The organism is Gordonia soli NBRC 108243, assembly GCF_000334455.1.
GTDB lineage: Bacteria > Actinomycetota > Actinomycetes > Mycobacteriales > Mycobacteriaceae > Gordonia > Gordonia soli.
Window position 1 is genome coordinate 304,219 of sequence record NZ_BANX01000011.1, and the last position, 25,022, is coordinate 329,240.

Here is a 25,022-nt window from a genome sequence, read left to right on the forward strand (position 1 = left end):
GGTGGCGTCGGCACCAATCCGCGTCAGCGAGCCGCCCGGGCGGTCAGATCGGCGCGCAGACGGGGCTCGTCGACTTCCCAGTAGCTGTGCTCGACACCGTCGAGGAGGACCACCGGCAGACGATCGCCGTACTCCGCGCGCAGAGTGGGATCCCCGGCCCCGGCGGCCGCGTCGACATCGAGGATCTCGACGTCGATGTCGTGGTCGGCCGCGATCCGCGACAGATCACGCTGCGCTGCCGCACAGGCGGAACAGTTCGCGCGGGTCAACAGCGTCAGGGCCATTCGTTCCTCCTGTGCGGGCGCGGGACGATCCGCGCCGCCGGCCGGCTCGATCCGGCAATCTCGTTCCGGCCGTCTCGAACCAGCCGGGGTGCGGCCAGTCTGCCAGTCGAGGTCGACCCACGATGGTCCCGCCGGTGACCCGACCACCGCGCCCACCACGACGCGACGGACCTCACCCGACGCGCCGATCACATCCGGGGTACCGATCATCTAGGGTGGGACGCGAGGTGCTTCGACACCCGCACAGGCACATGGCGTGGGAGGTGTCCAGTGAGTGAAGGCCCTGGTGGGGCTGCTGATCGCGACGATTCGGATGCCGTCCGTGGTGACGCCGAATCCGCGACTCCGGCGGCCCAGGGGAATCGCCACGAGGAACACGACGACAGGCCTGCCGACGACGTGAACGGCGCGGACTGGCAAGGTGCAGACTCGCACGGCGGGGACTGGCACGGCGAGGACTGGGAGCGGCACGCCGACGATGTCGACGGGGGCGACTTCGATGACGACCTCGACGAGGGCGCCGAGGATGCCGACGACGACGGCGACGAGGACAGTCGGGTCGCCGCCTGGATCACCGAACGGGCCAGTGCCGCGACCGGCCGCTTCCGGCAGACCGCCCACGAACTCCGCCAGGCTCTGGCCGGTGAGGCGAGTGCGAAGGCGGCCGTCGACTCGCTGCGCGCACGCCCCGACGCCGAAGTCGAGCCCACCGACGTCCCACCGGACCTCACCGCCGCCGCCTTCTTCGACGTTGACAACACGCTCGTACAGGGCGCGTCGATCGTGCACTTCGCACGCGGCCTGGCATCGCGAAAGTACTTCTCGTACAGCGACGTCCTCGACTTCGCATGGACGCAGGCCAAATTCCGCATCACCGGCAAGGAGAACGCCCAGGACGTCGCCGAGGGGCGGGAGAAGGCGCTGTCGTTCATCGCCGGCCGCCCGACGTCGGAGCTCATCGAGCTGGGCGAGGAGATCTACGACGACTTCATCGCCGACAAGATCTGGCCGGGCACCCGCGCGCTCGCGCAACGGCATCTCGATAACGGACAGCAGGTATGGCTGGTGACGGCCACACCGGTCGAACTGGCCCAGACCATCGCCGAACGTCTCGGCCTCACCGGTGCGCTCGGCACCGTCGCAGAGAGCGTCGACGGTGTGTTCACCGGTCGGCTCGTCGGCGACATCCTGCACGGGCCGGGCAAGGCCCACGCAGTGCGCGCATTGGCGATCCGAGAGGGCCTGAACCTCAAGCGCTGCACCGCGTATTCGGACTCCCACAACGACGTGCCGATGCTGTCGCTGGTCGGCACCGCGGTCGCGATCAACCCCGACGCCGACCTGCGCGACGTCGCCAAGGTACGCGGCTGGGAGATGTACGACTTCCGGACGGCCCGCAAGGCGGCGAAGGTCGGGGTCTCGTCGGCCCTGGCGCTCGGCGCGGCGGGTGGTACCGCAGCGGCTGCGGTGCGACTGTTCCGCCACAGCCAGGGTTGAGTCAGGTTCTCCCGAGCCTGGGCCGCGGGTCGGAGGACCGGCGACTCAGCTCCTGTGATGGGCTGAACACCGAAACCCGCCCGGCTGCAACCGAAAACCACCCAGGACCCGCTCGCGGATGCCTTTACGGTCGCGAGAGCTCGCCGGCGGGCGGATTTCGGGACGGACCGGGCGGATTCGGGACCGACCCCGGGGCAGGACGGGCCGACCGGGCCCGGGCCATGCGGGATCACGCGCCTGACCCCTCCAGCCGGATTACTGACACCTGAGCGACCACAACCGTGCACCGTCCACACCAACACACCCGTGAAGTGTCAGAAATCCGAGAACCCGCGGGCACCCGACCTCAGAGCGCGCCGGACCTCAGAGCGCGCTGACCGAACTCGTCGGGTCGACGAGCACCTTGGCGTGGCGGTCTGCTCCACCGAGTGCATCGAAGGCGGCGGGTACACCGTCGAGCCCGACGGTCGCCGTCACGAGCGGCCCGGCGTCGACCGTTCCGTCGGCGATCATGTGCAACGTCTCGCGGAACTCGGCCGGGTCGTAGGCGAACACGAACCTCAGGTCGATCTCCTTGTTGATCGCCATCGTGGGTCGGAACGAGTCGGCCTCCATGCACACACCGACCACCACGACACGGGAGCGGAACGGAGCATTCGAGATGATGTGCTCGATGATGCCCGGCACGCCGACGCACTCGAAGACGACCGGCCCACGGGGCGTCGCGCCGACCTTCTCGGCGGCCCGGATGGCCTTCCACCACGGCAGGCCCGGCACCCGACGCAGGTTGTGCATCGCGCTGAAGGCCGTGTCGAAGAGATCGGTCGCCCGGGTGAGGTACTTGCCGGCGCGGGCGGCGGCCTCCCATGGATCGTCGACCACCGGATCCACCACGATGTCGGCGCCGCACTCGCGGGCGAGTGCCCGCCGGCCGTCGGACGGATCGCTCGCCACGACCGCTTTCACGCCGGCGGCCTTGAGCATCAGGATCACGGCGAGTCCGATGGGACCACAACCGATGACCACCCCGACGTCACGTTTGCCGATCTCACCTCGACGCACCGCGTGGTGCGCGACGGCCAGCGGTTCGGTGAGCGCTGCCTGCTCGGGAGACACCCCGTCGGGCACCTCCATGGTCATGTCCTCGGACGCCACCACGAAGTCGGCGTAGGCGCCGGGTGCCAGCGCCGACAGACCGGTGAGGTGCACGGCGTCACCGGATTTCAGCATCGGGAGGCTCACCACGGCGGTGCCCGGCTTCCACCGGGACCGGCACTTGGGGCCGTAGGAGACCACTTCGCCGGCGAACTCGTGTCCCATCACCACCGACTCGTCGGAGCGCATGAAGGCGCCGTACCCGACCTCCGCGGCGACGTCGGCGCTGGCATCGCAGTGCGTGCGGGCGTGGAGATCGGAGCCACAGATCCCTGCGCGCGTCACCCGGAGCAGCACCTGCCCCGGTCCGGGGACCGGCGTCGGCAGGTCGACGACCTCCAGTTCACCGTTGCGACAGACCATCGCCTTCATGCACCACCCCTTGCTCACCGAGACCACGGAATCGACACTCTCAGCCCTCGGTCCGGCGTCGGTGTCTCGTCTACCGATCCAAGCCGCAACCGGGCGGACGTGTGGGAGAACGGGGAGATCCGACCGACGCCGGGGACCTGCGAGACGACCAAGAATCAGATGATCAGCAGGCCGTCAGCCGAAGTAGACGCTGCCCCGACGGCTGAGCATGCGGAAGAGCGTCTGCTGGATCTCTTCCCGGACGTGATCGGTGAGGTCGAAGACGACCATCGGATCGTCGGCCGACGACTCGTCATACGAGCCGGTCTCGATCGGGCGCCCGAAGTGGATGTGCCACTTGGACGGCAGCGGCACCAGGCCCAGCGGTCCGAGCCACGGAAAGGTGGGCGTGACGGGGAGATACGGGAGACCCAAGACCTTTGCGAGCGGCTTCAGATCGCTGAGCATCGGGTAGATCTCCTCGGACCCGACGATCGACACCGGGATGATCGGTGCCGCGTTGCGCAGCGCCGTGGTGACGAATCCGCCGCGGCCGAACCGCTGCAGCTTGTACCGATCCTTGTAGAGCTTTCCGATCCCCTTGTAGCCCTCCGGCCACACCGCGGTCAGCTCGCCCGCGCGCAGCAGACGGTCGGCGTCGTTGTTGCAGGCGAGTGTCGCGCCGATCCGGCGGGCCAGTTCGCTCACACCGGGGGTGTCGAAAGCCATGTCGGCGGCCAGGACTCGCAGGTGTCGTCCGGTCGGGTGGTTGTCGCGGACCGCTAGTGATGTCATCACCGCGTCCACCGGGATCGTCCCGGCGTGGTTGGCCACCAGCAGCGCGCCGCCCTCGACGGGCAGGTTCTCGATTCCGCTCACCTCGACGCGGAACCACTTCTGGTACACCTGCCGGATCGCGGGGAACCAGACCGACTCGGTGAAGTGCGGATCGAAGCCGAACTCGTCGACCTCGTAGTCGCCCGTCATCCGTTCACGGATGAACGAGGCGGCCGACGTCAGCGAGTCGGCGACGGTGCCGCGGAGCCCGCCGAGACTGAAGAACGGACTCGACGTCGACGGACCGCGATGCTCGGCACCCAGCGAGCGGGCCAACCGGACCTCGTCGTTGATCGGCATCACCTGAGCCGACGACTCGGCGAAGCCATCGGTATTCGGATGTCCGCGGTTCTCTTGCGGCACACCAGTTCTCGAGTCGCGCGGGGCGGGCTGCTGACTCGGATGTCGACGTTTGCCCTGATCGGCGGCACGCGGATCTGCACCACCCCGAGGGGTCGCGTAGAGCTGGATCACCTTCGCGGTGCGTGCGTCGGTCGCGCCGCCACCTGCCAAGATGCTCACCACCTCATCGGTCGTCGATGGAAACGGACAATCGTACGGTTGAGAGTGCGCCCGGGCCGTACTTGGTCTGGCGACCAAGTCTACGACCTACACCCCTCCTGTGCACCCGCTGTGGTCAACACCACCGCGGAACGGTCATTGCAGTTGATGCGCCGCCGCCACCACCCGACGCTCGACCGCCCGCCATGTCTGCGCTCCGATGATGGGCGTCACCCCACCGCGCGCGACGAAGTCGTCGAGTGTCTCGGTGGTGGTGTAACGAGGCGCGAACCCGAGTTCGGCTCGCATTCGCGTCGTGTCGAGAACCCTTCCGTAGGTGAGGAATTCGGTTTGGCTCGACCTCAGTTTGGCCGCCTTGAGATCCTGGAGGACACCGGTGATCGGAGCGAGCAGACCGCTGGGCACCGGCAGTTCGAGATGTCCGATACGTCGGATCGCCTGTGTCAGCGTCATGACGCCCTCCCCCGCGATGTTGAAGGTGCCGGGGCGGCTGCCCAACACCACGTGCTCCATCGCGGCGAGTGCGTCCTCCTCGTGCAAGAACTGGAGTCGGGGTTGATACCCGATGACCGTCGGCACGATCGGGAGGGAGAGATACGAGCTCATCCGGGTGCTGATCCGCGGGCCGAGGATCGCTTGCGCGCGAACGATGGTGACGTCCATGTCGGTTCGTCGACGCGCGAGTCCACGTGCATAGCCCTCGATGTCGAGCAGGTCGCGGCCATAGCCGCGCTTCGGCTCACGGCGGGCCGGCGTGCCCTCGTCGAAGTGAGACGGATCGTGCGCGCTGGCGCCGTAGACCATGGCGGTCGAACGCAGGATGAGGCGCTTGACCGACGGGCTCCGCTGGGCGGCAGCACACACCTGCATCGCACCGACGACGTTGAACTCCTTGATCGCCGCAGAATGCGGCGCGGTGTCCATGATCGAGGTGGCTGCGTGCACGACGGTGTCCACGTCGTAGGTGGCGATGGCCTTCGCGATTGTCGGCCTGCGGATGTCCAGTCGCAGGAACTCGGCCCGCCCCATCCGTCGGATCAGGTCTTTGCGGGGCACCCGCGAGTCGACTGCCAGCACTCGCTCGATCGCCGGATTGGCCGCGAGGCGAGCGACCAGGTACCCACCGAGGAAGGTGGAGGCACCGGTGACCAGGACCGTGCGTGGTGCGGTGGTGTCGTCGGCCATGCCCACAGGCTATCGGCTGTCCGGGGAGACCTGCCGGGCGAGCGCGTGACGACGACGAGTCGGTCGCTCACGACCCGTGAACGCAGAAGAACCCGCCGAAGCGGGTTCTCGCGGGACGCGTCGGACTATTTGCCGAGTTTGCGACGCTGCACCCGGGTCCGCCGCAGCAGCTTGCGGTGCTTCTTCTTCGACATGCGCTTGCGGCGCTTCTTGATCACTGAACCCATGGGGGTGCTTCCTCACGATTGAATGCTGTCGGTCTGCTCCGGTGCCGGCCTGCGGCACGAGGCAACCGGTACGCGGATTCCCACGATACCGCCCGGTGTCGGGACGGTGAAATCCGGGAGCGCTCGGCGGCGTCCGCGAACGCCGGGCTCAACGACGACAACTCCCCACGGGCGACCCCTGGCGGGCCTCCCGTGCGGAGTCGATCGTCACCGACCTCACGGCGCCTCTCGGCGCCGCGGGGGTCAGCCCACGTCGAAGTAGGACGTCTCCAGGTAGTCGTGCACGGCCTTGGCGTGCACACGGAACGACCGGCCGACGCGCACAGCCGGCAATTCGCCGCTGTGCACCAACCGATACACCGTCATCTTCGACACCCGCATCAACGATGCGACCTCGGCCACCGTGAGGAACTGCGACCCCGGGGTCGCATTGCTCACCGCTCCGCTCCTGTCACCAGGCTTCTCTGCAGCCATGAATAACTCATACCTCCGGTGCACGCGTCGCGGCCGCCGGCTTCCCCTCCGGCGGACATCAGACACGCACGTGCTTCAAGGAGCTTAGCGTGGCGTATGTGAAAAATGCGACGTGAGAGACCAAGAATCTGGGCCTTTTCGCGAGCGGACCCCTACATCCTGGGGTTTTCCCGCCCGACGACCCCAATTCATGGGGTGTCACGCTCGGATCTCCCGTTGTTCACCCCGCCCAAACCCTCAACGTCGGGTCGATGCCCGCCCCGCGCGCTGACCGCGGCGGCGGCGCGCGTGGCCTCGTACACCGAGTGCCGCAGGCCACCGGCCTCGAACTCACGGATGGCCGCGGCGGTGGTGCCACCGGGCGAGGTGACGGCGGCGCGTAGGTCGACCGGTGAGATACCCGACTCGCTGAGCAACAGGCCTGCACCACGCACCGTCTGCACGGTCAGCTCGACCGCCTGCGGACGGGACAGTCCGAGCGCGACACCGGCATCGATGAGTGCCTCTGCCAGCAGGAACACGTAGGCCGGGCCGGATCCCGAGAGGGCCGTCACGGCATCCATCTGCTTCTCGGGAACCACCGCCACCTTGCCGACGCTCTCCAGCAGTCGGATGACGACCTCGAGCTGCTCGTCGCTCACATACCGACCGCGCGCCACCGCCGCCATGGCCTCGTTGACCAGCATCGGGGTGTTCGGCATGACCCGGACCACGGGCGACCCGGCCTGCAGGGCGTTCTCGAATCGCGTCAACGGAAGGCCGGCGACCAACGACACCGTCACCCGCTCGACGTCGCCGTTGTCGTCGGCGGCCGCGAGATCACGCAACACGGAGTCGACATCGTCGGGCTTGGTCGCGATGAAGACGAACTGGGCGCTCTCGGCAGCAGCGCGGACGTCGGTGACCAGCACCCCGTATTCGTCGGCGATCTCGGTGGCGCGCGATTCCATCTTCTCCGAGACGACCAGATCCTTGGTCTGCTTGCCGGACTGGATGAGTCCGGCGAGCAACGCCTCGCCGATCTTTCCGCCGCCGATGATCGCGATCCGTTCGGTCACGTGGTCTCGCCTACTTCCTAGTCGTCTGTGGTCCCCGGGACGGGGAATCCTGCTCCGGTCCCCGGGACGGGGAATCGTGGGTGTCGTCGATGTGACAGCCCGTCAGCGGGCCTGCGGGATCAGCGCGAGCTGCCGCGACTGGGCGACCACCGCTCCGGTCGAGTCCACCACGAGGTGGTCCTCCTCGAACAACCCCTGCCCCACTTCGACGCTGGATGCCGCGAAACGGAGCCATCCGGGTGCGGGCTGTCGACGGATGTACGTGGTCAGCTGGACGGTGGGTGCCCAACCGAAGTAGCCCAGGTTCATCACCACGGGCGGTGAGATGTCGCAGACCAGGACGGCGAACTCGACGGTCGGGTCGCTGCCCTTGGGTCGCGTCCACCCGCGGACCACCGGGTCGCCGGTCTCACCGCGTACCAGTGGGGTCGTCGGCTCGAGCACGAGATCGAGCGCAGGTCCCCAATGCAGCACCGCGGCGATCGGCGAGTCGTCGATGGCGATGCCGTCGGCCGGCGGCTCGATCCCGGTGCCGTCGAGCAGAGTCGCCCCCGAGTGCCTCGCGGCGTCGGTGTCGAGGCGGGCCAGCGTCACCGACGAGGCGATCATCACCCGACCGCCCTGGATCGCGTCGACCGACGCCACCGATACCGTGCGACCGGTCTTGCGCAGGCGCACCACGAGTTCGATCTCGGCGGGATCGGGTGCTCCCAGGTAGTCACTCGCGATAGCGACCGGGGTGACGGTCGGATCGGCATCGGCGACCAGAACCCGGAACGCCTCGCCCGCCGCGTGCGCGATGAGTGACTGGACGCTGCCGCCGTGGACCTTGGGCCCGACCGTGAAGGTCGGATCGATCACCGCGTGGTAGACCACGGTGTCCGGTGCACCAGAGGTCGACGAGGTCGGCGCACCGACGCTCGACAACGTGAGCAGCTCGGTCATCTTCTGGCTCATGTATCGCTCTCTCGTCTCGTCGACCGCGCGCCACGGGTGTGCGGCCGTGTCGCATGGTCGCGGCTACAGCACGAACCCGCCCGGATCGGTGGACGATCAACCGAGCTCGGTGGGGACCTCGCGCCGAAGGTGGCTCCGGGCAAAATCTAACGAACGCTTCAGCAGTGCACTGCGCTCGGGTTTGGTCCGGGCCGCCGACGTGCTCACCTCGAGGATCACCGCGCCGTTGAATCCACTGTTCGCCAGGCGTCGGCAGATCTCCGCGCACGGCTGCGCGCCGTCACCGGGTATCAGGTGTTCGTCGGTGGCCGCACCGTTGCCGTCCGCGAGGTGGATGTGGTTGAGATGGTCGCCCATCCGCTCGAACAGCGCGACGGCGTCGACTCCCGCGGTCGCCGTGTGCGAGAGGTCGAGGGTGTAGTTCGCGTACCCGTCGTCGGTGGGGTCGATCGACTTGCCGAAGGCCGATGCCGCGAGCCCCGGACCGCCACGGTCGGCCAGTCGTCTGGCCGATCGCTCCCCTGCGCCGAAGATCCGGTCGGCCCGCATCGGGAACATGTTCTCCACCGCCACGGCGACGTCGCTGTCCCGTTCGAGCTCGGCGACCAGGTCGTCGAACCCTGCGACATATGCGCGCTGCCAGCGGAACGGTGGGTGCACCACGACGGTCGGCGCACCGAGGTCCTCGGCGGCCTGCACCGAACGTGCGAGCTTGACCAGCGGATCACGGCCCCAGACCCGCTGGGAGATCAGCAGACACGGCGCGTGCACCGACAACACCGGCATCTGATACCGCTCCGACAGGTACTCGACGTGCCGCACGTCCTGGCTGACCGTCTCACCCCAGACCATGAGTTCCACACCGTCGAAACCGAGTTCTGCGGCGTAGGCGAACGCGGCCTCGGTGTTCTGCGGGTAGACCGATGCGGTGGACAGCCCCACGGGGATGTCGACCGTCGGCGGGAGTGCCGTCGGGTCCGAGGTCGGTGTCATGGCGGCGTCAGGTGGCCAGGATGACGAGTGGTCCGATGGTGACGATCAGACCGACACCCAGCGCGAGCAGCGTGGTCGTCAGATCGCGCGTCCGGCGGACGACGTGCGCGAAGGTCACCACCCCGAAGATCACCAGGACGGCGAGCACCAGCGCGAAGTACACATTCCATTTCCAGAGCTCGGTGAAGCCCCAGAACAGGCCGAGGCCGACCGCGAGTCCGATGATCGCCTGACCGGCGATGATCAGCCACTGCACGAGCGGCGAGTACTTCGACGCGCGGTCGGCGACCGCGTCCGGACCATGCCCCGCTGCGGTGCTGTCGGTGGTCGTGGTGTCGGGGGTCGTGGTGTCGGAGGTCGTGGTGTCGGTGGTCGTGGTGTCGGGGGTCGTGCTGTCGGTGATCGGGGCGTCGGCGCTCCGGGTGTCGTCGAAGTCGGGGCGCCCGGCATCGACGAAGTGGTCGGAGTCCCTGGCATCGCCCGCGGGCTCATGGCCGGCGAGGTCCTCGGCCGCGCGGCGCGCGGCACGACGTCCCGAACCCGCGCCCATCGCGAGCGCTGCGGTGCCCGCGCCGACCGGGGGCACGACTCCGGTCGTCTCGCCGTCGGGGTCGTTCGGGCGCACGTCGCCGTCTCCGAAGTCGTCCTGCCCGAACACGGTGTCGGTGCCCGCCGGGTCGGCGCCGGGGGCGCCGAAGCGGCCGTCGGCGTAGCCGGAGTCGGCGTGCTCGGCATCCGAGTACTCGACCGCTGCGTACTCGGTCGGGTCGACGTCGTCGACGTCACGCGCAGAGGCGGGGGCGGCGGCGAACGGACCCGGGTTCCGGGGACCGGGGGCGGCCCAGGCGCGATCGTCGGCGGTCTGCGTGTCGGGGACCAGCGGTCCGCCGATGATCGTCGTCTCCTCGACCGGATCGGGTCGCTGGGGAGCTCGCCGGTCGTCCGGTCCGTCGACGGCAGGCAGATCTTCCGTCGACTCGGCGGATCCCTTCTTGCGCAGCCAGCCGAACCGCTTGCGCCGGCCGGTCGTCGGCTCGTCCTCCTCGATGTCGGCGAACGCGCGGTAGGCGTCGAAGTCGTCGAGATCGCTGCTGGGCGGACCGCCGAAGGATTCGAGGTCCACACCGTCGACGTCGTCGGGCTCGACGACCACCACGTCGTCGTCACCGACCACCGGGATGATGCCGGTTACCGAGTTGTCGGCGGCCGGTCCGGGGCGATCGGCCGTGTCGCGGCTATCTCCTCCGACGAGGCGACGGGCGACGGCATCGGAGCTGAAGTCACGGGTCGAGAGCGGCGCACCCGGTAGGAACGACGGCATCCCGCTGGCGGTCTGCGCACCGACGGGGCCGGCCTGCGGCGTCGGCGGAGCGCTCGGGACGGGTCCCGGACCTCGGCGGTCGACGGGAGCGCGGTCGGCGACCGGAAGGTCGTCGGCGTATCGGCGCGGGATCGGGTTGTCGGATCGTGGGAAAGCATCCGGGCGTCCGAAGGCGTCCGCAGGCGGGAAGGCATCCGGACGCGGTCCGCCCGGTCCGGCCCGACGATCGTCGGCGACGAAGGAGCCGGTCTGCGGTGACGGTGCGGCGGGAGACACCGATGGCGCCGGCCCCGCAGGGGCCTGAGCCGCAGGCGCCGAGCCGGTCGGGGCGGAAGGCGCTGAGCCGGTCGGGGTCACCGACGGGCTCGCTTCCGCCGCGGGCGACTGCCGGGTCACCGACGGCTCGGACTGCGGGGCGGCCGGGGTGCGGCCGGTCGGCGTGACCGGGGATGACTGGTTCGGGGCCTGCGGATTCGGGCGACCCGTAGCGGGTGTCGACGCGGCGGACTGATCGCCGGATCCCTCGGTGGGCGTCGTGACGCGGGGGATCTCGCCGGTCAGCTCCGAGACCGACACCGCGCCGTCGCGGCCGACCCGTCGGCGACCGCGTTCACGCTTCGGTGTCGCGGTGTCTGCGTCCTCCTGGCTGCGTGCCAGCAGTTCCGACACCGAGATCGGCCGGGAATCGGGGCCCGATTCGTTAGCCATGCGTCTCCGTCCTTGTCCTGCTCCACCGACCTCGTCCTCGCGGCCGACCGGAGCGTCGCCGCACGGCCGGGGGTCGGTGTTCGATTGTGTTCTCCGGTCCGATGCTCTGGGCCGCAGGCGTGCCTGACGCGGTGACCGATCAGCCGGAACGTCCGGCCACCTGTTCGATGCCGATCGATTCCGTGGCGTCGGACAGTTCGGTGTCCAGTCTCCGCAGGATCACGCCTTCGCGCAGGGCCCACGGGCAGATCTCAAGTGTATCGACCGCCAGCGCGCGCATGGCCGCCTCTGCGACGAGCGCGCCCGCGACCAGCTGACCGGCCCGATCGCTGCTCACCCCCTCGAGTTCGGCCCGGTCTGATTGCGTCATCCGCGAGATGAAGGCGATGAGCTGTCGGAGACCCGACGAGGTGAGGACGCGCCGTGTTCGTGGGCCTGCGCTCGACGGGGCGGCACCGGTCAGACGGGCCAGGCTGCGGAAGGTCTTCGACGTGGCCACCGCCAGGTCGGGGGCGCCTGCGTCGGCAAGCGCCTTGGCCGCCGGCTTCAGCTCGGCATCGAGCCAGTCCCGCAGCACCGCCACGCGCCGACGGTCGGGTGGGTCGCCGGGCAGCCACTCGCGCGTGAGCCTTCCGGCGCCGAGCGGCAGTGACAGTGCGACGTCGGGTTCCTCGTCGACACCGTTGGACATCTCCAGCGAGCCGCCGCCGATGTCGAAGGCCAGGATGCGGCCCGCGCTCCAGCCGTACCACCGACGAACCGCCAGTGAGGTCAGTCGTGCCTCGTCGTGGCCGGACAGCACCGCCACGTCCACCCCCGTGGTGCGGGCCACCTCGGCGAGGACCTCGTCGCAGTTGGTGGCATCGCGGACCGCCGACGTCGCGAAGGCCATGATCTGCTCACACCCCGAACTCGTCGCGATGTGGGTGAACTCCTCGACGGACTCGACGAGTTTGACCGCGGCCCGATCGCTCAGACGGCCGTGCTCGTCGATCTGCTCGGCGAGCCGCAGGACGGACTTGGTCGAACTCATCGGGGTCGGGTGCCCACCACGGTGGGCGTCGACGACGAGCAGGTGCACGGTGTTGCTGCCCACGTCGAGAACTCCTAAACGCACGCGTCCACGGTAGTGCGTCGCGGTCGCCGGACCTAACGGGTCGCGAATCCCGGTCGCAGGCGTCGCCGCTCCATCCCCGCGCTCGCGCGGTTACCCGACGCCGGACGCGTCATCGCCGCGCTCGCGCGGTTACGGTTGTGGGGTGGCGACAATCGACTCACCCGCGAAGATCGATCCGGCCCCCGAGGTCGATCTCGACTTCCCGCGGGAGTGGTATGAGTTCACCGATCCGGCCGACACCGATCACGTGGTCAGCGCCGACCTCACCTGGCTGCTCTCCAACTGGACGTGCGTGTTCGGCACGCCCGCGTGTCAGGGCATCGTCGAGGGTCGGGAGAGCGACGGCTGCTGCACCCATGGTGCTTATCTATCGGACAAGGACGATCGCAAGAAGCTGGCGAAAGCCGTCGCGCTCCTGACCGAGGACGACTGGCAGTTCTACAAGAAGGGGTCGGGAAAGGACCCGCTCGGTCCGCGCGGCTACCTCGAAGAGGACGAGCTCGACGACGAGCCGGCTCTGAAGACGCGGAAGCACAAGGGTGCCTGCATCTTCCAGAACCGTCCCGGTTTCGCCGGCGGCGTCGGCTGCGCGTTGCACGCGATGGCCCTGCGTCGTGGACTCGAGCCGTTGACGGTGAAGCCCGACGTCTGCTGGCAGTTGCCCGTCCGCCGCGAGCAGGACTGGGTGGACCGCCCCGACGGCACACAGGTGCTCAAGACCACGCTCACCGAGTACGACCGGCGCGGTTGGGGTGAGGGCGGCCACGATCTGAAGTGGTACTGCTCGGGATCGCCCGACGCGCACGTCGGCGCGACGCAGGTGTGGGAGTCGTACGGCCCCGAGCTGACCGAACTGATCGGCCCCGCCGCCTACGCGGAGCTGGCCGCGGTGTGCCGGCGGCGCAACGGACTCGGGCTCCTGGCCATCCATCCGGCGACCGTCGCCGCGACCAATCGCCGGGAGACCGACATCAAGTACGAGCGGCTCGACGACTGAGGGCGGCCCCGGTCGTCCGGCCCCGCGCCGCCGTCGACCGTGCGCCCCAAACCGTCGACCGTGCGCCGGAAGTCGTCGACCGTGCACTGCCGACGCACGATCGGCGAACTCGGGCGCACGATGAACGGATCAGAGCGCACGATCGGCGCATCGGAACTCAGGGTTCGAGCTTGTACCCCAGGCCGCGCACCGTGACCAGGTGCTTGGGGTTGCCCGGATCGGGCTCGATCTTCGACCGGAGCCGCTTCACGTGCACGTCGAGCGTCTTGGTGTCACCGACGTAGTCGGCGCCCCACACCCGGTCGATGAGCTGGCCGCGGGTGAGTACCCGACCGGCGTTGCGCAGCAGGTATTCGAGGAGATCGAACTCTTTGAGCGGCAGGGTGATCGATTCGCCGTTGACGGCGACGATGTGCCGCTCCACGTCCATCCGCACCGGGCCGGCCTCGAGGACGCCGATCGCGAGGTCCTCGTCGGCCACCTCGCCGCCGCGCCGCAGGACCGCGCGGATGCGGGCGATCAGTTCACGCGCGGAGTACGGCTTGGTGACGTAGTCGTCGGCGCCGAGTTCGAGGCCGACGACCTTGTCGATCTCGCTGTCGCGCGCGGTGACCATGATGACCGGCACGCCACTCTTGGCGCGCAAGGCCTTGCAGACCTCGGTGCCCGACATCCCGGGCAGCATCAGGTCGAGGAGCACGATGTCGGGGCTCACCCGGTCGAAGGCGGACAGGGCATTGGAGCCGTCGTTGACGACGCTCGCCTCGAAACCCTCTTTGCGGAGCAGGAAGGCCAGCGGATCGGCCAGCGACTCCTCGTCCTCGACAATCAGTACGTGCGTCACCGAGTGAGTTCCTTCGGTCGGGGAGACCGCTCCGCCGACCGACGTCGGCCGGACGGAGCGCTGGGCTGAGACGTCGCGGCACGTGCCACGCCGTCGGTGGGGACGGAACCCGTCCCGGTCGACGGACGACGTCCGGCGGGCTTCGACGGACCACGATGGTCGGTCTCGTCCCAGTCGTCGTCCGCCAATTCCTGGGGGATGCTGAGGGTGAACGTGGATCCGGTACCGGGCTTGCTCCACAGGCCGATGTTGCCGCCGTGGTTGGCCGCCACATGTTTGACGATGGCCAGGCCCAATCCGGTTCCGCCGGTGAGTCGGGACCGCGCCTTGTCCACCCGGAAGAAGCGCTCGAACACCCGCTGCTGATCTGCGGCCGCGATGCCGATCCCGCGGTCGGTGACCGCGATGGCGACCATCGGCCGACCGTCGACCGTGGTGATCCGCCTGCTCACCGACACCGTGGTGTTCGGCGGCGAGTAGGCGATGGCGTTCACGATCAGGTTGTTGAGAGCGGTCAGCAGCAGCATGCGGTCGCCGCGGACCACGAGGCCGGCGGGTTCGTCTGCGCGCAGCCGGATCTCGGCGGCCTCGGAGCTGACCGTGGCCGAGTCGAGTGCGTCGGCGATCAACTCGTCGACGTCCACCAACTCGAACTTCTGCGTCTCACCACCCTGCAGGCGCGACAACGCGATCAGCTCGGAGACCATGTTGCCCATCCGGACGGCCTCGGCGACCACGCGGGTGCCGAAGTGCCGCACCGACTCCGGGTCGTCGACGGACTCCAGCATCGCCTCGGCCAGCAACCCGATGGCGCCCACGGGCGTCTTGAGTTCATGGGAGACGTTGGCGACGAAGTCACGTCGGGTGGCCTCCACCCGCATGTGTTCGGTGTCGTCGACACCGAACACGACGGCGTACCGCTCGCTGCCGTGACTGACCACGCGGACCAGGCAGCGCACCGACTCGACCGGCGGTTGCGTCGGCCGGCCGGTCGAGACGAACCCGAGCGCCGATGCCGGCGGACTGAACTCGAAGCGTTGCTCGACATCGGTGTCGAGGGCCTCCTTGGAGGCGTCCCACACGGCGTCGGCGAGCAGTTGCTCGCGGACGACCCCCATGTCGACGGCGCAGTGGTTGAACAGCACCACGTCGCGGAACTCGTCGACGACCGCGACCGCGGTCTCGGTGCTGCGGACGATCAAGCCGAGCAGTCCGGCCTTGGTCATCCGACCGTCGTCGGTGGTCGACACCGCGTCGGTGTCACGGAGTTCGGCGGAATCCGGCGCGGCGCGTGGGGCATCGGCCTGTTCGGCGTACATCTGGGCCGCAGGTGAGGGCAGGGCCTCGGTATCCGGGTCGGTTTCGGCGTCGGATCGACCCCACCGGACGAGTCCGGGGCCGAATCGGCCGATCACCACACCGCACACCACACCCAGTGCGATCGCCGCGATGACGAGAGCAACGGTCACAATGGCAGCTTACGACCCGACGAACGGCCCGCGCACATCCATCGCGATTGTTGGCGCACTGTTCACGCACCGTTCGGGCGAGGTCGCACGGCCCCGGACCCGAGGTGTTACGGACGGTCGGCGGCGACCGGATCGAGCCCTGCCGGGCCGGTGCTCACTGCGGGACCGGGACCGCCATGTCGGCGTACTCGGGGTGTTGCTCGATGAAGTGGCGGACGTAGGAGCAGACCGGGACCACCCGTTTGCCCGACGGTCGGATGTCGTCGAGGACGGTTCGGACGAGCTCGGCCGCGTACCCCCGACCGCTGTAGTGCTCGCGGACGACGGTGTGGGTGAGCACGACCTGGTAGTCCTCGGCCACGTAGTCGAGGTAACCGACCAGGTCTTCGCCGAGTCCGTCGCCGGACTCCGACGCGAGCCAGGCCTCATAGCGCTCCTGGCCAGGAGAATGATGAATCCGCAGGTTCCCGACGTCCGCCATCGCTCCAATGTAGCGCGCATCACACCCCGCGCACCATGGAGATCCGCGGGTTCTCAGGCTTGGATCAGGCTACTTCTTGCCCTGGGCCGCGACAGCTGCGGCGCCGGCCGCGGCCGCCTCCGGATCGAGGTAGGTTCCCCCCGGGTTCAGCGGCTTCAGATCGTCGTCGAGGTCGTAGCGCAGCGGGTTGCCGGTCGGGATGTTGAGCCCCGCGATGTCGGCATCGGAGATGCCGTCGAGGTGCTTGACGAGGGCACGCAGCGAGTTGCCGTGGGCTGCGATCAGCACCGTCTTGCCCGCCTGGATCTCCGGGACGATGGCGTCGAGGTAATAGGGGATGAAGCGCTCGACGACGTCCTTGAGGCACTCGGTCAGCGGGACCTCGGGGAGGTCGGCGTACCGGGCGTCACCGGACTGGCTGTACTCGGCGTCGACCCCGATGGGCGGTGGCGGGGTGTCGTAGCTGCGACGCCAGAGCATGAACTGCTCGTCGCCGAACTTCTCCAGGGTGTCGGCCTTGTTGAGGCCCTGCAGTTCGCCGTAGTGCCGTTCGTTCAGCCGCCAGTCCCGGACGACCGGGATCCAGTGCCGGTCGGCACGGTCGAGGGCGATGTTGGCCGTGGTGATCGCGCGGCGCAACAGCGAGGTGTAGACGACGTCGGGCAGGAGGTCGTGCTCGACGAGCAACTCACCGGCACGCTCCGCCTCGCCCCGACCCTTGTCGGTGAGCGCCACGTCGACCCATCCGGTGAACTGGTTGGAGGCGTTCCATTCGCTCTCGCCGTGCCGCATCAGGATCAGGGTGCCGTTGCTCATGCGAGCAGTTTCCCACAGACGGGCCCACGCCTCTCCGGTCAACTCCCCTCGGGGCCGACCACACCCGATCACGCCGGTGACGTGACCTCGTCGACTCCGGGGCGATGCCCGATCCGCACCTCGTCCTCGTCGACCTCATGGCGCCGACGATTGCGCCACACCCCGGCGCCGTACAGCGCGAGCCCGGCCACCAGCCAGCAGACAAGTACTGTCAACGGCCGCAACGCGCCGTGGCCGTCGAAGAACGCGACATCACGCAGCAGCGAACCGGTCGCACCGGGCGGGAGCAACTGCCCGATCAGCCCCCACGGGGTCGGCAGCATCTCCGGCGCACTCGCCAGCCCCGAGAGCGGGTTGCCGAGGAAGATCAACAGGATCGCCGCCACACCCAGACCGGCACCGCCCAACAGCTCGCGCAATCCGAGGACCATCATCGCCGTCGCCGCGATGCCGAGCGCGGCCACGAGGGTGGGCAGCCAGAACCCGTCGTCGATGGTGCCGATGACGAACCGCAGGGTCGCGATCAAGACCACTCCCCCGACCACTGCGACTCCGGCGGCGGCGGCCAGCCGCAGCCCCGGCGAATGCACCAGCAGCATGATGACCATCGCGGCGATCCAGCCTCCCAGGGCGAGAGGCAATGCGCCGGCAGCCAATCCGGCCCCCTTGGGGTCGCGGTCGGGGAACGAACGGACGTCGACGACCCGGGCGGATTCACCGGTCGCCGCCGCCAGCCGGTCGCCGATGGTCGGGATCATGGCCGCCACGGTCGGCGACGCCGCCGTGGCGACCAACGAGGTCACCGCATCGCGCGAGACCACGACCGCCCCGTAGACCTCCCGGTGCTCGATGGCCGACCGTGCGTCGGCGACGGACCCGTAGCGGGTCACCTCGAAGCCCTCCAGCGATCCTGAGAGCTTCTGGACCTGCGCCGACGCCTGCGCGGACCCGTCCGCGGCCACGACCCCGACCGGGACGTGATGTGGCGCCGACCGCGCCGCCGGCAGCGCGAACGCGGTCACCATCAGGGCCAGCAGCACGGCGACGCCGACGACCAGGGCCACGATCGTGCGTGGAGACGTGGACCGGGACCCGGCCCCGGTGTTCGCGAGCATCGCCATGTCCAACTCCTTAAGAAACGGTTCGTATCTTATGCACCGTAGGCTACAGTCATAAGAAACGCAACGTTTCTTATGAGGTGGGTATGACGTCGGAGCGACGGCGTGGCGCGGAGCTCGAGGAAGCCATCAGCGGGGCGGTGATGAGCGAACTCACGCGGCACGGCTATGCCGGGCTCACCTTCGAGGGGGTCGCGGCGGCGGCATCGACCAGCAAGACCGTGCTGTATCGGCGCTGGTCGTCGAAGGCCGAGATGATCCTGTCGGTGGTCACCGCGACGCGGGCGCTGATGATCGACACCCCGGACACCGGGTCTCTCGGCGGCGACCTGATGGCGATGATGCACTCCTGGCGGGAGATCTTCGACATCCGGATTCGCCAGACCATGTTCGGAGTGCTGGCCGATGTCGACCAGAAGGCCGCGACCGAGGTGCGCGCCTGGTTGTTCGCCAAGTCGGCAGAGGTCGTCGAGCCGGTGATCGCCCGAGCTCGCCGACGAGGAGAGCTCGGCGACGACGAGTTGCATCCACGCGTCGCGGCGCTGCCGTTGGATCTCCTCCGCAACGAGACGCTGCTGCGACGGGAACTGCACGACCAGGACATCGTCGACATGGTCGAACAGTGCATCGTCCCCTTGTGGTCGAGCGCCAGCGGCGCCGATTGAGTTCTCGAGACGACCGGGTCTCGAAACCATCGCTAACCGCACATTTCGGACATGACGGGTCTAGCGTTGGTGAATGACAGCCACCCCGGACACCGGCGCGGACACCACCGAACCGCCCCAGTTGAAACGGGTACTCGGGTGGAAACTCCTGTTGCTGTTCATCATCGGCGACATATTGGGCACGGGCGTCTACGCCCTGACCGGACAGGTGGCCGGCGAGGTCGGCGGTGCGGCGTGGCTGCCGTTCTTCATCGCCTTCGCCGTCGCGACGCTCACCGCGTTCTCCTACCTGGAACTCGTCACCAAGTACCCGCAGGCCGCGGGCGCCGCGCTGTACGTGCACAAGGCCTTCGGCATCCACTTCGTCACGTTCATCGTGCTGTTCACGGTGATGTGTTCGGGCATCACGTCGGCCACCACGGCCTCGCGGGCCTTCGCGGTCAACATGCTGACGGCGTTCAGCGGCGGAGAGTCCCCTGAGTCGACCAGTCCGGCACTGCTGTTCGTGGCCATCGGGTTCCTGCTGGTGGTCATGTTCATCAACTTCCGCGGCGTGGCCGAGGGGGTCGGCACCAACGTGGTGCTGACGCTGGTCGAGCTGACCGGTCTGCTGCTGGTGCTGTTCATCGGGTACTGGTTCATCGCGGGCGGCAACGCCGAGCACTGGGATGCGGTGGTGGCATTCGAGACACCTGAGGACAAGAGCGTCTTCATCGCGGTGTCGGCGGCCACGGCGCTGGCGTTCTTCGCACTGGTCGGCTTCGAGGACTCGGTCAACATGGCCGAGGAGTGCAAGGACCCGGTACGGATCTTCCCGAAGGTGATGCTCAGCGGTCTGGGGATCACCGCGGTGGTCTACGTGCTCATCGCGATCTGCGCGGTCGCGATCGTGCCGGTCGGGGTGCTGGCCGAGAGCGAGACGCCGCTGGTCGAGGTGGCCCAGGCGGCGGCCCCGGACTTCCCGATGACGGATCTGCTGCCGTGGATCTCGATGTTCGCGGTCGCCAACACGGCGCTGATCAACATGATGATGGCCAGCCGACTGCTGTACGGCATGTCCAAACAGGGTGTGCTGCCGTCGTTCCTGAGCTACGTCCATCCCGGGCGACGAACACCGTTCGCGGCGATCGTGTTCACCACGGTCATCGCGCTCTGCTTGCTGGTCTACGTCAGCGCAGACCCGGAGAGCTCGATCGTCGGACTACTCGGCGGCACCACGGCGCTGCTTCTGCTAGCGGTCTTCACCGTCGTCAACGTGTCGGTGCTGGTACTGCGCAAGGACACGGTGGGACACAAGCACTTCCGCACCAAGACCCCCATCGCGGTACTCGGCGCGGTCACCTGCGGATACCTGGTCCTACCGGTGACCGGCCGAGACCCGCAGCAGTATGTGATCGCCGGCTGGCTGCTGTTACTCGGTGTGATCCTGTGGGCACTGACCTACTGGTATCACCGTCGGTCGGGGCAGACCACCAAGGCCTACGACGACATCCCGCCCCACGAGATCCCCTGACGCAGAATCGTTTCATAGAACCGAACGACGTGCGAAGTCGCTCCACACCACGGATCGGGCACTAGCGGCCGGTGGCACCGTCGATGAGCTCGCGCAGTATGTCGGCGTGGCCGGCGTGCCGACCGGTCTCCTCGATCATGTGCGTCAGCGCCCATCGCACGCTCGGTCCGTCGTCGCGACCCGGTACCTGGTCGGCGAGATCGTCGCTGTCGTCCAGGACGCGGTTCGCGCGGTCCACGACCTCGCGATAGTCATGGAGGGCTGCCTCCACCGTCAGGTCATCCGGCGCCCGGAAGGTCGCGGGCCAACTGGAGATGCGCTCGCCGAGAAAGATGGAACGCTCCACCGCGGTCAGATGGGTGAGCAAGCCGAGAAGGTTGGTGCCCGACGGAACCATCGCGGAACGGACGTCGGGCTCCGGCGCGCCGTCGACCTTGCCGGCCATCGACGTCCGTAGGTAGTCGAGGAAGCCGCGCAACACCTCGATCTCGCTTGCCCCGGTGCGCGGCGGCGGGGTGTCGCGTCGCCGACGTGCCATCGCAACTCCTCCCGACAACTACCGTTTTCGTAGCGCGGACACGCGGAAACCGCGTGTCCGCGCTACGGATTCGGCCATGTTACTTGCGCAGATCCTTACGCAGGATCTTGCCCGACGCCGACTTCGGGATCTGCTCGATGAACTCGACGGCGCGCACCTTCTTGTGCGGCGCGACCTGACCCGCGACGAACTCGATGACCTCGTCCGCGGTCAGCTCGGCGTCGGCCTGGGCGACCACAAAGGCCTTCGGGATCTCCTCGCCGGTCTCGGCCTCGACCACGCCGATGACCGCGGTGTCGGCGATCTTCGGATGCGTCAGCAGCAGCGCCTCCAGCTCGGCCGGCGGCACCTGGTAGCCCTTGTACTTGATGAGCTCCTTGAGGCGGTCGACGATGTAGACCACGCCCTCGGCGTCGACCTGCGCCAGGTCACCGGTGTGCAAGAACCCGTCGGCGTCGATCGTGTCGGCGGTGGCCTGCTCGTTGTTCAGGTACCCGACCATCACGTTCGGACCCTTCACCCACAGCTCACCCGGCTCCGACAATCCCTCGGCCGGGAGCTCGACCTCGTTCCCGGTGGCCGGGTCGACGAGCTTGTTCTCCGAGTTCGGGATGGCCCAACCGGTCGACGACAGCGGCGGATCCTCGCGACCGAGGGCGGCCTGGGTGTCGAACGGGATCAGGTGGCTGACCGGCGACAGTTCGCTCATGCCGTATCCCTGCAGCATGTGCAGGTCCAGACGCTTGGCGACGGCCTTGCCGAGCTCGTCGTCGAGTGGCGCCGCACCCGACATCATCGTGTGCAGCGACGAGAGATCGTAGTTGTCGACGATGGGATGCTTGGCCAGCGCGACCGCCACCGGCGGCGCGATGTAGGCGTTGGTGACCTTGTAGGTCTGGATGTTCTCCAGGAACTCGACCAGGTCGAACTTCGGCATGATGACCAGGCGCGCCCGGTTGTACAGCGCAGCGTTGAGCAGCACCGTCATGCCGTAGATGTGGAAGAACGGCAGCACCGCGATCACGACGTCGTCGGGGGTCATGCCCTGCAGCGGCTTGATCTGCGCGACGTTGGCAACCAGGTTGCGATGGCTCAGGGCCACGCCCTTCGGGTTGCCGGTGGTTCCCGAGCTGTAGGGCAGCGCGGCGATGTGGGTCGCCGGGTCGAAGCTGACATCGGGGGCCGACAATCCGGCACCCAGCAGATCGACCGCGTTCGGCCGACCGGTCTTCTCCTGACCTTCACCGTCCAGGATGATCAGGTTCTCGTCGCTGATGCCGACCTGCTGCGCGGCGGCCGCGGCCTGCTCGGCGAACAGCGAGATGGTCACGAGGATCTTCGCGCCCGAGTCGGTGAGCTGCTTGGCGATCTCCGGCGCGGTGAACAGCGCATTGATCGTCGTCGCGGTGCCACCGGCACGCAGGATGCCGTGGAAGACCGTAGCGAACGCCGGGATGTTCGGCGACAGCACACCGACCACGTCGCCGACCCCGATGCCGCGCGCTGCCAACGCACCCGCGGCGGCGTCGATCTGCCCGATCAACTGCCGGTAATCGGTCTCCGCACCCGACTTGGGGTCGACCAGCGCCACGCGGTCGAGGTCCGCATCGGAGATCGAACCGAACAGGAACTCGTAGACCGACACATCGGGGATCTCGACATCGGGAAATGGACTCGTGAAGCTCATGGCACCTCCGCTGGTGTGTTTGCGGCCAAATCGTAGCAACAGTCATTGCCACGATGTGATGTGGACCTCTGTCCGCATCGTCCGATTCTGTCGTACTCGTCGACGGGCCCGCCGCGGAGTCGTCGAAACCGGGAACTCAACCCGGCGCGACCGCCCGCCCCGCGGCTCCGCTTGTGTGGATCCGTCACTGCGGAACCCTCACTGCGGATCGTCGCTCGCCCCGTCCGCACCTGCGGTCGCCGACTCCCCCGACTCCCCTGGCTCGCCGACATCGGCGACGCTGGTGTCGGGACGCTTCTCGCCGGGTAAGGGCCGCCCCGGCTCGGGCAGCGACTCCTTGTCGATGAGGTGCTCGAAGGCCAGCAGGTTGCGCAGCGATTCTCCGCGCGACACCCGCCAGGCCCATTCCCGCCGGATCGAGGTGTAGAAGCCGATCTCGAGAAGGGTGTTGAAGTCGCCGTCGGCGGCCTCGAGGACCTGGCCGAGGATGCGGTCGATCTCCTCGGCGGTCAGTACGTCGCCGGCGATGCGCCCGACCAGGTAGATGTCGCCGGTGTTGTCGATGGTGTACGCGACGCCGTACAGACGCCGATTGCGTTTGAGGAGAAAGCGGTACACGCCCTCGTGGTTCTCGTCCGGCCGCCGGCAGACGAAGGCCTCGACGCGCACGCCGTGCTGCCCGACGGTCAGCAGGACCGTCGTCTTCAGCTTCCGTTCGCCGGGCAGTTCGAGGATGAGGTGGTCGGCCTCGGAACCGCCGGAGTCCTTGCGGCTGAACTCGATCTCGCGTTCGGTGAGGGTGGTCTCGAGCAGTTCGACGGTCGCGGTTCGGCTCACACGTTCATCCTCGTTCGACGGCGGCGCCACCGGCGGGCCGCACGGCGTCCGAGTGCCTGCGCACCGGACGCGGTCCCACCCTGGGCGGCGTGGGACTGCAGTGCCCGCGAGTAGCTGGACAACAACTGGGACGCGGTGTGCTCCCAGGAGAACTGTTCGGCGTGGCGTCGGGCGTCTCGCCCCATCGCACGCAGTTGGTCGGGCTGGGCGAGCATCTTCTCCAGCGCGGTGGTCCAGTCGGCGACGGCGTGCCCCGGCACCAGCAGTCCGGTGCGACCGTTGTCCACGGCCACACCCAAGCCACCGACATCAGCGGCGACCACCGGCGTCCCGCAGGCCTGGGCCTCGATGGCCACCAGGCCGAAACTCTCCGAATAGCTGGGCACTGCAACCAGATCCGACGCCCGATAGACGAAGGCGAGTCGGTCGTGGTGCTGCGGGGGCAGAAAGGTCACTGCGTCGGTGATCCCGAGTTCGGCGGCGAGGTCGATCAGCGCGGTGGGACGGGCGAGCCCGGTTCCCGACGGTCCGCCGACGACCAGCACCCGCAGCCGACGTCCGGACTCGCGTGCCCGCGCGATCAACGGGGCCGCTGCCGACAGCAGGATGTCGGGGGCCTTGAGCGGCTGGATGCGGCCGACGAAGGTCAGCACGGTCTCGTCGGGATCGAGGCCGAGGACGCGCCGCGCCTCCTCCTGTGCGCCAGGCGTGTAGCAGTCGAGATCCGCGCCGGGGGTGACCACGTCGATCCGACCCGGGTCGGCGCTGTACATCGACACCAACTCACCGGCCTCGGTATCGGTGTTGGCGACCAGTCGATCGGCTTCGTCGACGACCTGCTGTTCCCCGATCACCCGCAGTCGCGGCTCGGCGGTGTCGCCGTCGGCCAACGCTGCGTTCTTCACCGCGGCGAGCGTGTGCGCGGTGTGCACCAGCGGTACACCCCATCGGTCGCGGGCCAGCCAGCCGACCTGGCCGGACAACCAGTAGTGCGAGTGGATCAGGTCGTAGTAACCGGGCGAGTGCATCGCCTCCGCGCGCAGTACGCCCGCGGTGAATGCGCACAGCTGGGCCGGAAGGTCCTGTTTGTCGAGACCCTCGAACGGACCGGCCACCACGTTGCGCACGGTCACCCCCGGGGCCGCCGCGACGACCGGGGCATCCGACGACGACGTGGCCCTGGTGAAGATCTCCACCTCGACGCCGCGCGCGGCGAGCCGTCGGGCGGTCTGCGAGACGTAGACGTTCATCCCGCCGGCATCCCCGGTCCCCGGCTGCGCAAGCGGTGACGTGTGCACCGAGATGAGCGCGATCCGCCGCGGCATCGGCTGGGAGGTCATCCCCCCACCTTAGAGAAATCGCCGTGAGCGG

Annotated in this window: 24 protein-coding genes; 4 read left to right on the forward strand and 20 right to left on the reverse strand. The window is 68.5% G+C overall.

The window, feature by feature from the left end; genetic code table 11:
* Positions 1 to 23: 23 nt before the first annotated feature.
* Positions 24 to 284 (reverse strand): glutaredoxin family protein, encoded by a 261-nt coding sequence (locus tag GS4_RS09065; RefSeq protein WP_007619764.1) that lies wholly within the window; start codon positions 282 to 284, stop codon positions 24 to 26.
* Between the two features lie 399 nt (positions 285 to 683).
* On the opposite strand from GS4_RS09065, the gene GS4_RS09070 reads away from it, so the two are divergent.
* Positions 684 to 1,781, forward strand: a complete 1,098-nt coding sequence (locus tag GS4_RS09070; RefSeq protein ID WP_007619765.1) for an HAD family hydrolase — start codon at positions 684 to 686, stop codon at positions 1,779 to 1,781.
* 363 nt (positions 1,782 to 2,144) lie between these two features.
* Here the strand turns inward: GS4_RS09070 and GS4_RS09075 are convergent, their stop codons facing one another.
* The 10 genes from GS4_RS09075 to GS4_RS09115 form a co-directional block, all read right to left on the reverse strand.
* Complete coding sequence (locus GS4_RS09075) at positions 2,145 to 3,308, reverse strand: zinc-binding dehydrogenase (protein ID WP_007619772.1); 1,164 nt, start codon at positions 3,306 to 3,308, stop codon at positions 2,145 to 2,147.
* Between the two features lie 174 nt (positions 3,309 to 3,482).
* A complete protein-coding gene (locus GS4_RS09080) occupies positions 3,483 to 4,646 on the reverse strand; it encodes a 1-acyl-sn-glycerol-3-phosphate acyltransferase (protein WP_174344005.1) in 1,164 nt (387 codons plus the stop codon).
* 135 nt (positions 4,647 to 4,781) lie between these two features.
* Positions 4,782 to 5,831: an NAD-dependent epimerase/dehydratase family protein gene (locus GS4_RS09085; protein ID WP_007619777.1), complete on the reverse strand. Its 1,050-nt coding sequence runs from the start codon at positions 5,829 to 5,831 to the stop codon at positions 4,782 to 4,784.
* 125 nt (positions 5,832 to 5,956) lie between these two features.
* On the reverse strand, positions 5,957 to 6,058 hold the full coding sequence (locus tag GS4_RS25145; protein WP_003402602.1) for a 30S ribosomal protein bS22: 102 nt from the start codon (positions 6,056 to 6,058) through the stop codon (positions 5,957 to 5,959).
* 243 nt (positions 6,059 to 6,301) lie between these two features.
* Positions 6,302 to 6,532 (reverse strand): helix-turn-helix domain-containing protein, encoded by a 231-nt coding sequence (locus GS4_RS09090; protein ID WP_007619779.1) that lies wholly within the window; start codon positions 6,530 to 6,532, stop codon positions 6,302 to 6,304.
* Between the two features lie 188 nt (positions 6,533 to 6,720).
* Positions 6,721 to 7,590 (reverse strand): pyrroline-5-carboxylate reductase, encoded by an 870-nt coding sequence (gene proC, locus GS4_RS09095; protein ID WP_007619781.1) that lies wholly within the window; start codon positions 7,588 to 7,590, stop codon positions 6,721 to 6,723.
* 102 nt (positions 7,591 to 7,692) lie between these two features.
* Positions 7,693 to 8,547, reverse strand: a complete 855-nt coding sequence (locus tag GS4_RS09100; protein ID WP_007619783.1) for a thioesterase family protein — start codon at positions 8,545 to 8,547, stop codon at positions 7,693 to 7,695.
* 96 nt (positions 8,548 to 8,643) lie between these two features.
* Entirely contained in the window at positions 8,644 to 9,540 is an 897-nt protein-coding gene (locus GS4_RS09105; RefSeq protein ID WP_007619785.1) for a sugar phosphate isomerase/epimerase family protein, read from the reverse strand.
* 7 nt (positions 9,541 to 9,547) lie between these two features.
* Positions 9,548 to 11,569, reverse strand: coding sequence for an Rv0497 family membrane protein (locus GS4_RS26145; RefSeq protein ID WP_007619787.1), 2,022 nt, complete (start codon positions 11,567 to 11,569; stop codon positions 9,548 to 9,550).
* Between the two features lie 139 nt (positions 11,570 to 11,708).
* Complete coding sequence (locus GS4_RS09115; protein WP_169331477.1) at positions 11,709 to 12,686, reverse strand: Ppx/GppA family phosphatase; 978 nt, start codon at positions 12,684 to 12,686, stop codon at positions 11,709 to 11,711.
* 169 nt (positions 12,687 to 12,855) lie between these two features.
* On the opposite strand from GS4_RS09115, the gene GS4_RS09120 reads away from it, so the two are divergent.
* Positions 12,856 to 13,683, forward strand: a complete 828-nt coding sequence (locus GS4_RS09120; protein ID WP_040510053.1) for a DUF3109 family protein — start codon at positions 12,856 to 12,858, stop codon at positions 13,681 to 13,683.
* Positions 13,684 to 13,840: 157 nt separating this feature from the next.
* Here the strand turns inward: GS4_RS09120 and GS4_RS09125 are convergent, their stop codons facing one another.
* From GS4_RS09125 to GS4_RS09145, 5 genes are all read right to left on the reverse strand, one after another.
* Positions 13,841 to 14,527, reverse strand: a complete 687-nt coding sequence (locus GS4_RS09125; RefSeq protein WP_007619797.1) for a winged helix-turn-helix domain-containing protein — start codon at positions 14,525 to 14,527, stop codon at positions 13,841 to 13,843.
* A complete protein-coding gene (locus GS4_RS09130; RefSeq protein WP_007619798.1) occupies positions 14,524 to 15,996 on the reverse strand; it encodes a sensor histidine kinase in 1,473 nt (490 codons plus the stop codon). Before GS4_RS09130 ends, GS4_RS09125 begins: the two co-directional genes overlap by 4 nt.
* Positions 15,997 to 16,150: 154 nt before the next feature.
* Positions 16,151 to 16,477: a GNAT family N-acetyltransferase gene (locus tag GS4_RS09135; RefSeq protein ID WP_007619799.1), complete on the reverse strand. Its 327-nt coding sequence runs from the start codon at positions 16,475 to 16,477 to the stop codon at positions 16,151 to 16,153.
* 69 nt (positions 16,478 to 16,546) lie between these two features.
* The gene (locus GS4_RS09140) at positions 16,547 to 17,293 is read right to left on the reverse strand and encodes a phosphoglyceromutase (RefSeq protein WP_040509949.1); all 747 of its coding nucleotides are present in this window, start codon (positions 17,291 to 17,293) and stop codon (positions 16,547 to 16,549) included.
* Between the two features lie 68 nt (positions 17,294 to 17,361).
* Positions 17,362 to 18,414, reverse strand: a complete 1,053-nt coding sequence (locus GS4_RS09145) for a hypothetical protein (protein WP_007619801.1) — start codon at positions 18,412 to 18,414, stop codon at positions 17,362 to 17,364.
* A gap of 83 nt (positions 18,415 to 18,497) precedes the next feature.
* Between GS4_RS09145 and GS4_RS09150 the strand changes: the two genes are divergently transcribed.
* Positions 18,498 to 19,076 (forward strand): TetR/AcrR family transcriptional regulator, encoded by a 579-nt coding sequence (locus GS4_RS09150; protein WP_007619802.1) that lies wholly within the window; start codon positions 18,498 to 18,500, stop codon positions 19,074 to 19,076.
* A gap of 73 nt (positions 19,077 to 19,149) precedes the next feature.
* Positions 19,150 to 20,589, forward strand: a complete 1,440-nt coding sequence (locus tag GS4_RS09155) for an APC family permease (protein WP_007619803.1) — start codon at positions 19,150 to 19,152, stop codon at positions 20,587 to 20,589.
* A gap of 61 nt (positions 20,590 to 20,650) precedes the next feature.
* Here the strand turns inward: GS4_RS09155 and GS4_RS09160 are convergent, their stop codons facing one another.
* The 4 genes from GS4_RS09160 to mshA form a co-directional block, all read right to left on the reverse strand.
* Positions 20,651 to 21,127 (reverse strand): DinB family protein, encoded by a 477-nt coding sequence (locus tag GS4_RS09160; RefSeq protein ID WP_007619804.1) that lies wholly within the window; start codon positions 21,125 to 21,127, stop codon positions 20,651 to 20,653.
* 79 nt (positions 21,128 to 21,206) lie between these two features.
* Positions 21,207 to 22,814: an AMP-binding protein gene (locus GS4_RS09165; protein WP_007619805.1), complete on the reverse strand. Its 1,608-nt coding sequence runs from the start codon at positions 22,812 to 22,814 to the stop codon at positions 21,207 to 21,209.
* A gap of 198 nt (positions 22,815 to 23,012) precedes the next feature.
* Positions 23,013 to 23,651, reverse strand: a complete 639-nt coding sequence (locus GS4_RS09170; RefSeq protein ID WP_007619807.1) for a type III secretion system chaperone family protein — start codon at positions 23,649 to 23,651, stop codon at positions 23,013 to 23,015.
* On the reverse strand, positions 23,648 to 24,991 hold the full coding sequence (gene mshA, locus GS4_RS09175; protein ID WP_007619808.1) for a D-inositol-3-phosphate glycosyltransferase: 1,344 nt from the start codon (positions 24,989 to 24,991) through the stop codon (positions 23,648 to 23,650). Before mshA ends, GS4_RS09170 begins: the two co-directional genes overlap by 4 nt.
* Positions 24,992 to 25,022: the final 31 nt, after the last annotated feature.